General features: G+C 66.5%; 15 protein-coding genes and 1 pseudogene. 14 read left to right on the plus strand and 2 right to left on the minus strand.

Features of this window, described 5'->3' with window-relative positions; translation table 11 throughout:
- The first annotated feature begins 120 nt into the window (after positions 1-120).
- Both ACFJGX_RS09325 and ACFJGX_RS09330 read left to right on the plus strand, forming a co-directional pair.
- Positions 121-525 carry a hypothetical protein gene (locus tag ACFJGX_RS09325; protein ID WP_382328262.1) on the plus strand — a complete coding sequence of 135 codons (405 nt, stop codon included), beginning with the start codon at positions 121-123 and terminating at the stop codon, positions 523-525.
- On the plus strand, positions 419-862 hold the full coding sequence (locus ACFJGX_RS09330; RefSeq protein ID WP_382321808.1) for a type 1 glutamine amidotransferase: 444 nt from the start codon (positions 419-421) through the stop codon (positions 860-862). Before ACFJGX_RS09325 ends, ACFJGX_RS09330 begins: the two co-directional genes overlap by 107 nt.
- 7 nt (positions 863-869) lie before the next feature.
- Here ACFJGX_RS09330 and ACFJGX_RS09335 read toward each other — a convergent pair whose 3' ends face one another.
- Positions 870-1,310 carry an acyl-CoA thioesterase gene (locus ACFJGX_RS09335; protein WP_382154480.1) on the minus strand — a complete coding sequence of 147 codons (441 nt, stop codon included), beginning with the start codon at positions 1,308-1,310 and terminating at the stop codon, positions 870-872.
- 37 nt (positions 1,311-1,347) lie between these two features.
- Here ACFJGX_RS09335 and ACFJGX_RS09340 point away from each other — a divergent pair, with 37 nt between their 5' ends.
- The 12 genes and pseudogenes from ACFJGX_RS09340 (at position 1,348) to htpX (ending at position 12,873) form a co-directional block, all read left to right on the plus strand.
- The gene (locus tag ACFJGX_RS09340; protein ID WP_382328264.1) at positions 1,348-3,195 is read left to right on the plus strand and encodes an ABCB family ABC transporter ATP-binding protein/permease; all 1,848 of its coding nucleotides are present in this window, start codon (positions 1,348-1,350) and stop codon (positions 3,193-3,195) included.
- Positions 3,196-3,263: 68 nt separating this feature from the next.
- Positions 3,264-4,181, plus strand: a complete 918-nt coding sequence (locus ACFJGX_RS09345) for a LysR substrate-binding domain-containing protein (RefSeq protein ID WP_291117924.1) — start codon at positions 3,264-3,266, stop codon at positions 4,179-4,181.
- A gap of 279 nt (positions 4,182-4,460) precedes the next feature.
- Positions 4,461-5,361: pseudogene (locus tag ACFJGX_RS09350) on the plus strand (transporter substrate-binding domain-containing protein).
- Positions 5,362-5,475: 114 nt separating this feature from the next.
- Positions 5,476-6,231 (plus strand): amino acid ABC transporter permease, encoded by a 756-nt coding sequence (locus tag ACFJGX_RS09355; RefSeq protein ID WP_382328266.1) that lies wholly within the window; start codon positions 5,476-5,478, stop codon positions 6,229-6,231.
- Between the two features lies 1 nt (position 6,232).
- A complete protein-coding gene (locus ACFJGX_RS09360; protein WP_382321802.1) occupies positions 6,233-6,904 on the plus strand; it encodes an amino acid ABC transporter permease in 672 nt (223 codons plus the stop codon).
- 24 nt (positions 6,905-6,928) lie between these two features.
- Positions 6,929-7,666 carry an amino acid ABC transporter ATP-binding protein gene (locus ACFJGX_RS09365; protein ID WP_291117914.1) on the plus strand — a complete coding sequence of 246 codons (738 nt, stop codon included), beginning with the start codon at positions 6,929-6,931 and terminating at the stop codon, positions 7,664-7,666.
- A 135-nt stretch (positions 7,667-7,801) separates the two neighbouring features.
- Entirely contained in the window at positions 7,802-8,674 is an 873-nt protein-coding gene (locus ACFJGX_RS09370; protein ID WP_382328655.1) for an amino acid ABC transporter substrate-binding protein, read from the plus strand.
- 30 nt (positions 8,675-8,704) lie between these two features.
- Positions 8,705-9,754 (plus strand): dihydroorotase, encoded by a 1,050-nt coding sequence (pyrC, locus tag ACFJGX_RS09375; RefSeq protein WP_382321799.1) that lies wholly within the window; start codon positions 8,705-8,707, stop codon positions 9,752-9,754.
- Positions 9,755-9,759: 5 nt separating this feature from the next.
- Positions 9,760-10,515: a DUF3025 domain-containing protein gene (locus ACFJGX_RS09380; RefSeq protein WP_382321796.1), complete on the plus strand. Its 756-nt coding sequence runs from the start codon at positions 9,760-9,762 to the stop codon at positions 10,513-10,515.
- Positions 10,512-11,069: a hypothetical protein gene (locus ACFJGX_RS09385; RefSeq protein ID WP_382321794.1), complete on the plus strand. Its 558-nt coding sequence runs from the start codon at positions 10,512-10,514 to the stop codon at positions 11,067-11,069. Before ACFJGX_RS09380 ends, ACFJGX_RS09385 begins: the two co-directional genes overlap by 4 nt.
- Positions 11,070-11,083: 14 nt before the next feature.
- A complete protein-coding gene (locus ACFJGX_RS09390) occupies positions 11,084-11,896 on the plus strand; it encodes a glutamine synthetase family protein (protein ID WP_382328657.1) in 813 nt (270 codons plus the stop codon).
- A gap of 98 nt (positions 11,897-11,994) precedes the next feature.
- Positions 11,995-12,873: a protease HtpX gene (htpX, locus tag ACFJGX_RS09395; protein WP_382321791.1), complete on the plus strand. Its 879-nt coding sequence runs from the start codon at positions 11,995-11,997 to the stop codon at positions 12,871-12,873.
- A 59-nt stretch (positions 12,874-12,932) separates the two neighbouring features.
- Here htpX and ACFJGX_RS09400 read toward each other — a convergent pair whose 3' ends face one another.
- Complete coding sequence (locus tag ACFJGX_RS09400) at positions 12,933-13,616, minus strand: glycine zipper 2TM domain-containing protein (RefSeq protein ID WP_291117898.1); 684 nt, start codon at positions 13,614-13,616, stop codon at positions 12,933-12,935.
- Positions 13,617-13,680 lie beyond the last annotated feature (64 nt).

Below are 13,680 nucleotides of genomic sequence, written 5' to 3' on the forward strand. Positions count from 1 at the left end.
TTTGAATGGTTGAGTTGAACTGGTTGCGCGGCAAACGGCGTGCCCAGACCTTTCTTGTATGGGGTGCAGGCTCGGCTGTCCCGTGGTACGGTTTGCGGCAAGACTTGCTTCAGGATGGTTATGCCCGCCACCACCGCTTCCACCGCCGACGTCCTGGTCCTTCAGCACCTGTTCGAGGACGGCCCGGGTTTCCTCGGCGAATGGCTCGATGCCCAGGGGCTGCCCTGGCACTTGCGCTGTGCCGAGGCGGGTGAGCTCTACCCCGCGTCCGTTCGGGGCTATCGCGGCTTGGCCGTGCTGGGCGGCGCGTGGAGCGCGAACGATGAGCGCCCCACGTTGCGCCAGGCCGAGGCGCTGATCCGCGAGGCCGATGCGCTGGGCATTCCCGTCATCGGGCACTGCCTGGGCGGCGCAGCTGATGGCGCGGGCCTTGGGCGGCCAGGTGGAGCGGCTGCCCCAGCCCGAGATCGGCTGGTGGCCCATCGAGCACCACGGTGGCGCTGCCGCGCGCGACTGGTTCGGTGAAGAGCGCACGCCCACCGTGTACCAGTGGCACCAGGATGGTTTCGTGGCGCTGCCGCCGGGCGCGGAGCCGCTGGCATCGTCGGCGGCCTGCGCGCACCAGGCCTTTGCGCTCGGCCCGCACCTGGCCATGCAGTTCCACATCGAGATCACGCCGGACAAGATCGACGACTGGCTCGAAAGCCCGGGCGAGGCCTACGCGGTGAATGTGCTGCTGCACCGCGACAGCGTGCAGGACCCGGCGGGCATGCACGCCGCCACGAAACGGCACCTGGCGGGCAGCCAGGCGCTGGCCGCGCGCATCTACCGCACCTGGCGGTCGCGCTGGCCTTCGCCCTGAAACGGCCTCAGGCCAGGTGCTCGGGCAGCACCAGGCCGTCGCGCGGGATGGGGCGGGGCCGGCCTTCCAGGTCGATCGCCACGTAGGTCAGGCTGGCCTCGGTCACCTTCACGTACTGGCCCTGGGCCGAGAAACGTTCGGCGAACACCTCCACCTGCACCGTGACCGAGGTGCGGCCCAGGCGCGTGATGTGCGCGAAAAAGCTCAGGATGTCGCCCACGCGCACCGGTTGCTTGAAGATGAACTGGTTCACCGCCACCGTGGCCATGCGGCCGCGCACGTAGCGCGCGGGCAGCACGGCTCCGGCCAGGTCGACCTGCGCCATGACCCAGCCGCCGAAGATGTCGCCGTTGGCGTTGCAGTCCGCGGGCATGGGAATGACCTTGAGCACCAGTTCCCGGTCGGTGGGCAGGGCGGTTTCGGATGGCGGGCTTGAATTGCTGGACATGGGCACAATCTCTGGACAACGGCCCCCATTCTCCTGCATGCGCCCCGACAACCCCGCCCGAACTTCCATCGCCCTGCCTGCCAGTCCTGGCGCCGCTGCGCACCCACCTGCCCAACGCTCCGACTGGGGCACGCTCAAGCGCCTGCTGCCCTACCTGTGGCAGTACAAGGTGCGCGTGGTGCTGGCGCTGGCTTTCATGGTGGCGGCCAAGACGGCCAACGTGGGCGTGCCGCTGCTGCTCAAGGAACTGGTCGATGCCATGACCATCCGGCCCGGCAGCGTCGAGTCGATGCTGGTGGTGCCGTTGGGCCTGTTGCTCGCCTACGGCCTGCTGCGGCTGTCCACCAGCGTGTTCACCGAGCTTCGCGAGCTGGTGTTCGCCAAGGCCACCGAGGGCGCCACGCGCAGCATCGCGCTGCAGGTGTTCGGCCACCTGCACGCCCTGAGCCTGCGCTTCCACCTGGAACGCCAGACCGGGGGCATGACGCGCGACATCGAACGCGGCACGCGCGGCGTGCAGTCGCTCATCTCCTACTCGCTCTACAGCATCTTCCCCACGCTGATCGAGGTGATCATGGTGCTGGCGCTGCTGGGCACCAAGTTCGACATGGGCTACGTGTGGATCACCTTGGTGGCGCTGGTGCTGTACGTGACCTTCACCGTGCTCGTGACCGAGTGGCGCACCCAGTTCCGGCGCAAGATGAACGAGCTCGAATCCACCAGCCAGAGCCGCGCCATCGACTCGCTGCTGAACTACGAGACCGTCAAGTACTTCAACAATGAAAGCTTCGAAGGCCGGCGCTATGACGAGGCGCTGGAGAAGCTGCGGCGCGCGCGCATCAAGAGCCAGACCACGCTGTCCATGCTCAATGCGGGGCAGCAACTGGTGATCGCCGTGGCGCTGGTGCTCATGCTCTGGCGCGCCACGCAGGGCGTGGTCAGCGGCGAGCTCACGCTGGGCGATCTGGTCATGGTCAACGCTTTCATGATCCAGCTCTACATTCCGCTGGGTTTCCTGGGCGTGCTCTACCGCGAGATCAAGCAGAGCCTGACCGACCTGGAAAAGATGTTCGCGCTGCTGGAAAAAGAGCGCGAGATCGCGGACGTGCAAGCTGCGCAGCCGCTTCAGCTGGACGGTCCCCCGGCGGTGAAATTCGAGAATGTGCGCTTTTCCTACGAGCCGGCGCGCGAAATCCTGCATGGCATCAGCTTCGAGATTCCACCGGGCAAGACGGTGGCCGTGGTCGGGCCCTCGGGTTCGGGCAAGAGCACGCTGGCGCGCCTGCTCTACCGCTTCTACGACGTGAGCAATGCCGATGACGGCGGGCGCATCACCATCGACGGGCAGGACATCAAGGCCGTCACCCAGGCCAGCGTGCGCCAGGCCATCGGCATCGTGCCGCAGGACACGGTGCTGTTCAACGACACCATCGAATACAACATTCTTTATGGCCGCCCCGATGCGGGGCACGAGGCCGCGGTGCGGGCGGCCCAGGCGGCGCACATCCACGCCTTCATCCAGCACCTGCCGCTGGGCTATGCCACCATGGTGGGCGAGCGCGGTCTCAAGCTCTCGGGGGGCGAGAAGCAGCGCGTGGCGATCGCGCGCACGCTGTTGAAGAACCCGCCCATCGTGATCTTCGACGAAGCCACCTCGGCCCTGGATTCCGCCAACGAACGCGCGATCCAGGCCGAGCTCAAGAGCGCGGCGCGCAACAAGACCACGCTGGTGATCGCGCACCGCCTCTCCACCGTGGTGGACGCGCACGAAATCCTGGTGCTGGTCAACGGCGAGATCGTGGAGCGGGGCACCCACGCCGAACTGGTCGCCCGGACCGGCGTCTATGCGGGCATGTGGGCGCTGCAGCAAAGCGGCAGCGACTGATGCCGATTTCCCTTCAGGTCGTACCTTTCCGAGGAGCCTTCCGTCCGGCCGTTCCATAATCGCCGTCCATGGAAACCAAATGGCTCGAGGATTTCGTCAGCCTCGCCGAAACCCGCAGCTTCAGCCGTTCGGCGCAGCTGCGCCACGTCACCCAGCCCGCTTTCTCCCGGCGCATCCAGTCGCTGGAAGCCTGGGCGGGCACCGATCTGGTGGATCGCTCCTCGTATCCCACGCGCCTCACCCCCGCGGGCCAGACGCTGTACGACCAGGCGCTGGAGATGCTGCAGGCGCTGCAGAGCACGCGCGCCACGCTGCGCGCCCACACCGCCGCGGCGCAGGACGTGATCGAGTTCGCCGTGCCGCACACGCTGGCCTTCACCTTCTTTCCGTCCTGGCTCTCGGGCTTGCGCGAGACCTGCGGCCCGATCAAGAGCCGGCTGATCGCCATGAACGTGCACGACGCGGTGCTGCGCCTGGTCGAGGGCAGCTGTGACCTGCTGATCGCCTACCAGCACGCGGCCCAGCCGATCCAGCTCGATGCCGGCCGCTATGAAATGCTGCACCTGGGCTCGGAGGTGCTTTCACCCTATGTGCGCCCGGACGCGCAGGGCCTGCCGCAGTACGCCCTGCCAGGGTCGCCCCAGCAGCCGCTGCCTTACTTGGCCTATGCGCCGGGTGCCTACCTCGGCAGGGCGGTGGACCAGATGCTCAAGCAGAGCAGCACACCGGTGCACCTGGACCGCATCTACGAAACCGACATGGCCGAAGGCCTGAAAGCCATGGCGCTGGAGGGCCATGGCATCGCCTTCCTGCCGGCCAGCGCGGTGCGCAAGGAAGTGCGCGCCCGCAAGCTCGTGTCCGCCGGCGGGTCGCTGGAGACCGCGCTGGACATCCGCATCTACCGCGAGCGGTCTTCCACGCGAAAGGCCAAAGGACCGGTGGAGCAGTTCTGGAACGACCTGCGCAAAAAGCTCGGCAATCCCTGATTCACCCTGTCTCATAGGCGATACAGGTGATCCTTTGCCAAGGCCATTGGGGAAAATCCGTACATGAATGGTTTGCATAATGGCCGCTGCAATCAGCATTGGATGCGAAGGATGCCGCTGGCTACAGTCGCGGGTTCCGCCTGTGACAGGGTGGGAATTCCCGGGTGGAACGGAGCTTGCGTAGGGAGCATCATGCAGATGCCCTCCGCGCGACAACGGCGCTGAGCATCCGGTCTTGATCGCTGGTTCATCATCTTTTCTACAAGCAAGGAGATCCCTATGAAGAAACACCTGCTCGCGCTGGCCGTGACCACACTGGCCGTCGGCAGCGCCTTTGCACAAGCTGGCGACACGCTGGCCAAGATCAAGGCGTCTGGCAGCGTGTCCCTGGGCGTGCGCGAGTCTTCCGGACTGGGCTACACACTGGGCAACGGCAAATACGTCGGCTTCCACACGGAAATGGGCGAAATCATTCTGGCCGACATCCAGAAGCAGCTCGGCCTGGCCAAGCTCAACGTCAACTACCAGCCCGTGACCTCGCAGAACCGCATCCCCCTGGTGCAGAACGGCACCGTGGACCTGGAGTGCGGTTCGACCACGAACAACGCCACGCGCCAGAAGGATGTGTCCTTCGCCGTGACCACCTACGTGGAAGAAGTGCGCATCGCTGTCAAGGCCAACTCCGGCATCAACGGCATCAAGGACCTCAACGGCAAGACCGCTGGCCACCACCACCGGCACCACCTCGGTGCAGACCCTGCGCAAGAACGAGCGCGCCGGCGGCATCGACTTCAAGGAAGTCTATGGCAAGGACCACGCCGACAGCTTCCTCGCGCTCGAGGGCGGCCGCGCCGATGCGTTCGTGATGGACGGCTCCATCCTGGCGGCCAACATCTCCAAGTCCAAGAACCCCGCCGACTACAAGATCGTGGGTGAAGTGCTGTCGGTCGAACCGATCGCCTGCATGCTGCGCAAGGACGACCCGGCCTTCAAGAAGGCCGTGGACGACAGCATCAAGCGCCAGATTGCCGATGGTTCGCTGGCCAAGCTGTACGACAAGTGGTTCATGCAGCCGATTCCGCCTGCCAACGTGAAGATCGGCCTGCCCATGTCCGACGCCACCAAGGCGGCCTGGGCCAGCCCGAACGACAAGCCGATGGAAGACTACGCCAAGAAGTAAGCCACGCACTTACCAGACGCCCCTTCAAGTGGACCCATTTGAAGGGGCGTTTTCGTGGCGACCGCGCAAAGCGCGGTGTGATCCGGACAAGCAACAGAGAGAAAAGGGGCTCCTATGAGCTGGGATTGGCAGGTGTTCTGCGAGGACACCATTGAACGGCAGCCGGTGGAAAGCTGCTTTGGCAAGGGGGGAGACATCACCTATCTGGACTGGATGTTGTCAGCCTGGGGTTGGACGGTGTCGGTGTCGCTGCTGGCGTTGCTGCTGGCGCTGGTGCTGGGCATCCTGATCGGTACGCTGCGCACGCTGCCCGATCGACCCATGGTGGTGCGCCTGGGCAATGCCTGGGTGGAACTGTTCCGCAACATCCCGCTGCTGGTGCAGATTTTCCTGTGGTACCACGTGGTGCCCACGATGTTCCCCGTCATGCGAGGCGTCCCTGGCTTCGTGCTGGTGGTCTTTGCCCTGGGCTTCTTCACCTCGGCGCGCATCGCCGAGCAGGTGCGCTCGGGCATCCAGGCCCTGCCGCGCGGCCAGCGCTACGCCGGCATCGCCATGGGTTTCACCACCTTCCAGTACTACCGCTATGTGCTGCTGCCCATGGCGTTCCGCATCATCATCCCGCCGCTGACCAGCGAGACCATGAACATCTTCAAGAACTCCTCGGTGGCGTTCGCGGTGTCGGTCTCGGAGCTGACCATGTTCGCGATGCAGGCGCAGGAAGAGACGTCCCGCGGCGTGGAGGTGTACCTCGCCGTGACCGGCCTCTACATCATCTCGGCCTTCGCGATCAACCGCATCATGGCCTTCATCGAGAAACGCGTGCGCATACCGGGCTTTGTCGTGGCGGGCGGAGCGGGAGGCCACTGACATGAACCTCAACCTCGACTTCTCCTTCTACAACTGGGACCTCATCAGCAACTTCGTGCTGAAGGGCCTGTACTTCAGCGTGATGCTGACCGTCGTGGCCACAGTGGGCGGCATCTTCTTCGGCACCATCCTGGCGCTCATGCGGCTGTCGGGCAAGAAGTGGCTGGACACGCCGGCCACGATCTACGTCAACGGCATGCGCAGCATTCCGCTGGTGATGGTGATCCTGTGGTTCTTCCTGCTGGTGCCGCTGCTGATCGGTCGCCCGATCGGCGCCGAGGTGTCGGCGGTGGTCACCTTCATTGCCTTCGAGGCGGCCTATTTCAGCGAGATCATGCGCGCGGGTATCCAGTCGATTCCGCGTCGCCAGGTGTTCGCCGGCCAGGCGCTGGGCATGAGCTATGGGCAGAACATGAAGCTGGTCGTGTTGCCCCAGGCCTTCCGCAACATGCTGCCGGTGCTGCTCACGCAGACCATCATCCTGTTCCAGGACACCTCGCTTGTCTACGCCATCGGCGCCTACGACATGCTCAAGGGCTTTGAGGTCGCGGGCAAGAACTTCGGCCGCCCGATCGAGGCCTACCTGGCCGCTGCCGTGGTCTATTTCGTCATGTGTTACGCGCTGTCGTGGCTCGTCAAGCGGCTGCACAAGAAAATTGCCATCATTCGTTGATGCCATCGAAACCCAGGAATTGCAATGATTGAACTCAAGAACGTCTCCAAGTGGTATGGCAGCGTCCAGGTGCTGACCGATTGCTCCACCAACATCCAGAAGGGCGAAGTCGTCGTGGTGTGCGGCCCGTCGGGCTCAGGCAAGTCGACCCTCATCAAGACCATCAACGCGCTCGAGCCCTTCCAGAAAGGCGAGATCACGGTCGATGGCATCGCGGTGCACGACCCCAAGACCGATCTGCCCAAGCTGCGCAGCCGCGTCGGCATGGTGTTCCAGCACTTCGAGCTGTTCCCGCACCTGTCGGTGACGGAGAACCTCACGATCGCTCAGATCAAGGTGCTGGGGCGCAACCCCGACGAAGCCAAGAAGCGCGGCCTCAAGATGCTCGATCGTGTGGGCCTGTCGGCGCACAAGGACAAGTTCCCGGGCCAGCTCTCGGGCGGTCAGCAGCAGCGCGTGGCGATCGCGCGAGCCCTGTCGATGGACCCCATCGTCATGCTGTTCGACGAGCCCACCTCGGCGCTCGACCCCGAGATGGTCGGCGAAGTGCTGGACGTGATGATCGGCCTGGCCCACGAAGGCATGACCATGATGTGCGTGACGCACGAAATGGGTTTCGCGCGCAAGGTCAGCAACCGCGTGATCTTCATGGACGTGGGCGGCAAGATCCTGGAGGACTGCTCCAAGGACGACTTCTTCGGCAAGCCGGAGGAGCGTCAGCCGCGCACCAAGGACTTCCTCAACAAGATCCTGGCGCACTGAGCCTCGCCGGCACGCCCGCATGTGCCCTTGACATGGGCGGATGCGGGATGGGCATTGGCTTCGCGGTGGGCCTTTCTCTATGCTCTCGGCACTCTTTTGGGGGGTGTCGTTGTGTTCTCGATCCTTACGACCTGCCTGCGCAGGATCCTCATCGCGGCGTGTCTGGCCAGCACTGCCACCGCCCAGGCCGGCCCGGTGCTGGACCGTGTGGCAAGCGATGGCGTGCTGGTGCTGGCCCACCGCGAATCCTCCGTGCCGTTCTCTTATCTGGACGGCACGGGCAAACCGGTGGGTTACGCCCTCGACATCTGCCGCCGCCTGGCGCAGGCCGTGCAACGCAAGCTGGGCCTGAGCAAGCTCGATGTGCGTTACCTCGCTGTGACGCCCTCCAACCGCCTGGACGCGGTGGAGCAGGGCCAGGCCCAGATGGAGTGCGGCTCCACCACCAACAACGCCGCGCGCCGCCAGCGGGTGGCCTTCACGATTCCCCACTTCATCACCGGTGCACGCCTCATGGTCCGGCGCGACAGCGCGGTGGATCGGCTGGATCACCCTGATCTCAAGGTGGTGGTGTCCACCCGCAACACGACGCCCCTGGATGCACTGCGCCGCATGGTGCGGGAGCGTGGGCTCCCGCTGCGCGTCGTGGAGGCGGACGACCACGAGCAGGCCGTGGGCATGGTCGAGAAGGGCGAGGCCGACGCCTTTGCCATGGACGACGTGCTGCTGTTCGGTCTGGCGGCTGCACGGCCGGACCCGACCTCCCTCAGGGTCGTGGGCCGGTTCTTCACCACCGAGCCGCTGGCGATCATGCTGCCGCGGAACGACGAGGCGTTCAAGAAGATCGTGGACGACGAGATGCGCCGGCTCATCTACAGCGGTGAGATCCAGGCGATCTACGCGACCTGGTTCACCCAGCCCATCCCGCCCAAGGGCGTGTCGCTGAACCTGCCCGTGAGCTACCTGCTGCGGGATTTCTGGAAATACCCGACCGACAAGGTGCCCTGATCGCCTTTGCAGGTTTGCGACAATCGAGGCATGAACGCCTCGACCGCCCCACAGACCCTCACGATCACCCGACCCGACGACTGGCACCTGCACGTGCGCGATGGCGAGGCGCTGCACACCGTGGTGCCGCACACCGCGGCGCAGTTCGGCCGGGCGATCATCATGCCCAACCTCAAGCCGCCGGTGACCACCGCGGCGCAGGCCATGGCCTACCGCGATCGCATCCGCGCCGCCGTGCCCGCCGGCATGGCCTTCGAGCCGCTGATGACGCTCTACCTCACCGACAACCTGCCGCCCGAGGAAATCGCGCGCGCCAAGGACGTGGGCGTGGTCGCCTTGAAGCTCTACCCCGCGGGCGCCACCACCAACAGCGATGCCGGCGTGACCGACATCCGCAAGACCTACAAGACGCTGGAAGCCATGCAGCGCGCCGGCCTGCTGTTGTTGGTGCACGGCGAAGTGACCTCGCCCGATATCGACCTGTTCGACCGCGAGGCCGTGTTCATCGATGAGCAGCTGATTCCGCTGCGGCGCGACTTTCCCGAGCTCAAGATCGTGATGGAGCACATCACCACGAAAGAGGCCGCGCAGTACGTGGGCGAGGCCGGCGCGTTCACCGCCGCCACCCTCACGGCCCACCACCTGCTCTACAACCGCAACGCCATCTTCACCGGCGGCATCCGCCCGCATTACTACTGCCTGCCGGTGCTCAAGCGAGAGACCCACCGCCAGGCCCTGGTGGCCGCCGCCACCAGCGGCAGCGACCGTTTCTTCCTCGGCACGGACAGCGCGCCGCACCCGGCCCACCTGAAGGAGCACGCCACCGGCTGCGCCGGCTGCTACACCGCGCACGCCGCGATCGAGATGTATGCCGAGGCCTTCGACTCGGTGGGCGCGCTCGACAAGCTCGAGGCTTTCGCCAGCTTCCACGGCCCGGCCTTCTACGGGCTGCCGCGCAACAGCGGCACCGTCACCCTGAAGCGCGAGAGCTGGACCACGCCCCAGAGCTTCCGCTTTGGCGAGGCCGATCTCAAGCCCCTGCGTGGCGGCGAGGCCTTGCCCTGGCGCCAGCAAGCCTGAGTCCCTTGGAACTGGCGCTCGACTGGACCGCGCCCTGGTTCGCGCCCGTGGCCGATGAGGGGCGGGCCGTGGCGACGTCCCTGGCGGGCGGCGAGCCCTGGCCGCAGGCGCTGGGTGGCGCCGCCCCGGTGCGCTTCGTGCCGCAGGCCGAATTGCCCGCCGGCACCCCTTACGAACAGTTCATCTTCGACACCGGCCGCGTGCCCACGCGCGAGAACCTGCACGACTTCTTCAACGGCCTGTGCTGGCGCCGTTTCCCGTTGACCAAACAGTGCCTGAACCAGCTGCAGGCCGCGCAGATCGCCGCCGACGGCGTGCGCGACGTGCGGGGCCCGGTGCGCGACGCACTCACCCTGTTCGACGAAAACGCCGCCCTGCTGCAGGCTCCCGCGCCGCTCTGGGAGGCCTTGGCGGCCCGCGACTGGCACCGCCTGTTCGTGACGCTGCGCCCGCTCTGGGCGCAGGCGAGGCTGGTGCTGTTCGGCCACGCCCTGTTGGAAAAACTGGTGATGCCCTACAAATCCATCACCGCCCACGTTTTTCGCGTGCCGGTGCCGGTGGCACTGGGCGACGACCTCGCCGCGTGGGACGAGTGGCTGGCGCAGGGCCTCAGCGCGCCGGTGCTGGCGGCCAAACCGTTCACGCCGCTGCCGGTGCTGGGCGTGCCGGGCTGGTGGGCGGCGAACGAAGATCCCGCTTACTATGCCGACGCCGGGGTGTTCCGCCCCAGGCGCACCGATGCCCCAACGGACACCCCATGACCCAGCCCGCCACGACCTCCTGGTCCCACCTGAACCTGGCGCAAGACGCTGACCGCGCCGAACTCGCCGCTCATTTCCGCGCCACCGGCGTGCGCGACGTGGAATGCCTGTTCGCCGACGTCACCGGCTACCCGCGCGGCAAGCTCATGCCGGCGGCCAGCTTCGCCGCGGGCGGTGAACTGCGCATCTGCCAGGCCATTCCCATGCAGTGCGTGACGGGCGAGTATTCCTACGACAAGGTCTTTCCCGACAGCGATCCCGACGTGCGCCTGGTGCCCGACCTGGCCACGCTCAAGCTCGCCCCCTGGGCCAGCGTGCCGCGCTACCTCGCGGTGCACGACTGCGTGGAACTCGACGGCAGCCTGTGCGAGTTCGCCCCGCGCTCGGTGCTCAAGAACGTGGTGGCGCGTTACCAGGCCCTGGGGCTCACGCCCGTGGTCGCGCCGGAGATCGAGTTCTACCTGACCGCCGCCATGACCGACCCGGCCCAGCCGCTGGCGCCGCCGGTGGGGCGGGGGGGCGGCCCGAGGTCGGGCAGTCGGCCTTCAGCCTGAACGCGCTCAACGAACTGGCGCCGTTCTGGGACGCGTTCCACGCCGCCATCGACGCGCTCGGCATCCGGGCCGACACCTGGCTGCACGAGGTCGGCCCCTGCCAATACGAGATCAACCTGCTGCACGGCGACCCCGTGGCCGTGGCCGACCAGGCCTTCCTGTTCAAGACGGCGGCGCGCGAGATCGCGCTGCAGCACGGCCTCAACGCGGTGTTCATGGCCAAGCCCCTGGCGGGCGAAGCGGGCAGCTCCATGCACCTGCACCAGAGCGTGGTGGACGCCGAAGGCCGCAACATCTTCAGCCAGGCCGATGGGGCCGAAAGCGAGGCCTTCCTGCACTACATCGGCGGCCTGCAGGCCTTCACGCCCGATCTCACGCTGATCTACGCGCCCACCGTCAATTCCTACCGCCGCTACGTCGCTGGCAGCCAGGCGCCGATCAACGTGGAATGGGGCCGCGACAACCGCACCGCCGGCCTGCGCGTGCCGGTGAGCCCACCGGCCGCGCGCCGGGTGGAAAACCGCCTGGCCGGCGCCGACGCCAACCCCTACCTGGCCATGGCCGCCACGCTCGCCGCCGGCCTGGAAGGCCTGCGGACGCGCTGCCTGCCGGGCGAACCGGTGCAGGACAACGGCTACGACCTGCCCCGGGGCCTGCCGCGAACTTTTTTCACCGCCCACGAACAAATGGCCCAGAGCGCTCACGCGCCGCGCCTGCTGGGCGAGCGCTTCGTGCGCGCCTACCTCGCGGTCAAGGCGCTGGAACACGAGAGCTTCCTCAACGAGATCAGTGCCTGGGAACGGCGCTTTCTGCTGCCCCAGGTGTGAGGCCGGCGCGCGCTGAAAGGGCGGTGCCGCTTGAAGAACCGCGTGGGCGGCCCCACTTATCATCCCGCTGTCGTCGATACCTATAACCCGGAGTCCCCATGAAACGCATCCTGCTGTTTGTCCTGACCAACTTCGCCGTGATGGCGGTGCTGTTGATCACCACCCGCATCCTGGGCGTGGATCGCTTCCTCACGGCCAACGGGCTGAACATGACGGCGCTGGCCGGGTTCTCGCTCGTGATCGGCTTCGGCGGCGCCATCATCTCGCTGCTGATCAGCAAGCCCATGGCCAAGTTCAGCGCCGGCGTGCGCGTGATCAACCAGCCGCAGAACGCCGACGAAGCCTGGATCGTGGAGACCGTGCGCCGCTTTGCCGACAAGGCCAACATCGGCATGCCCGAGGTCGGCATCTTCGACGGTGCGCCCAACGCCTTCGCCACCGGCGCGTTCAAGAACTCGGCCCTGGTGGCGGTGTCCACCGGCCTGCTGCAGAACATGACCAAGGAGGAAGTCGAGGCCGTGATCGGCCACGAGGTCGCGCACGTGGCCAACGGCGACATGGTCACCATGACGCTGATCCAGGGCGTGATGAACACCTTCGTGGTGTTCCTCAGCCGCGTGATCGGCTACGCGGTGGATGCCTTCCTGCGCCGCGGCAGCGACAACAACTCCGGCCCCGGCATCGGTTACATGATCACCACCATCGTGATGGACATCGTGCTGGGTTTCCTGGCCGCCATCATCGTGGCGTGGTTCAGCCGCCAGCGCGAGTTCCGCGCCGACGCGGGTGCCGCCAGCCTGATGGGCCGCAAGCAGCCGATGATCAACGCGCTGGCCCGCCTGGGCGGCCTGACGCCGGGCGAACTGCCCAAGACCATGCAGGCGCTGGGCATCACCGGCGGCCTGGGCAAGCTGTTCTCGACGCACCCGCCGATCGAGGAGCGCATCGCTGCCCTCCAGCAACAACAGCAGGCCTGATCCGTACGGCCCAACAAAAAAAGCGACCCTCAGGTCGCTTTTTGTTTTTGGGGCCGGGTTCAGCGGTTGCGTTCCCAGCGGTCGTTGTCGCGGCGGTTGTAGTAGCCGTCGTGGCGCGGGTACGGGTGGCCCGGGCCCCAGCGGTTGCCCGGGTAGGCGGGGTAGTAGGTGGTGCCGATCGTGATGCGGGTGGACGGCTCCACGTACTGGGTCTGGGGCTGGTAGGAGGGGTAGACCACGGGCGGCGGAGGCGGCGGCATGGCGTCGGCCGGTGTGACGTTCAGGCGCACGAAGCGGCCCGGGTCCTGCGGCATCTGCGTGCGGTACTGGCGGCCGGCGTACTCGTAGACCACGTCGTAGGCCACGGTGCGGTTTTCGTAGAAGGTCTGCGTGCCGCACTGGCGGTAGGTTTCGGTGTAGGGCTGGCTCGGGCCTTCGATGCGGTTGCCCAGCATGGCGCCGCCGATCAGGCCGATCACGGTGGCAGCGGCACGGCCACCGCCGTCGCCGATCGCATTGCCCATCGCACCGCCGGCGATGCCGCCGATCAGTGCGCCGGCGCCGGATTTCTGGCCCTGGTAGGTCACCTGCTGGTCGCTGCAGACCTCGCGCGGCACGGCCACCTGCTGGATGACGGGGGTGCTGCTGACCACGCGGCCTTGTTCATCCTGAGCGTGCGCCACGCCGCTGCCGGCCAGGGCGAGCAAGCCGGTCATCACGGGAATCAGAACGGGGGTTTTCATGGAGAACTCCTTATGGGGGTAGCCTGAAGCATGCACCGCTTGTGTCAAGCCCGGATGCCCATGC

The sequence above is a fragment of the Hydrogenophaga sp. UC242_50 genome (assembly GCF_042697355.1).
Lineage (GTDB): Bacteria > Pseudomonadota > Gammaproteobacteria > Burkholderiales > Burkholderiaceae_C > Hydrogenophaga.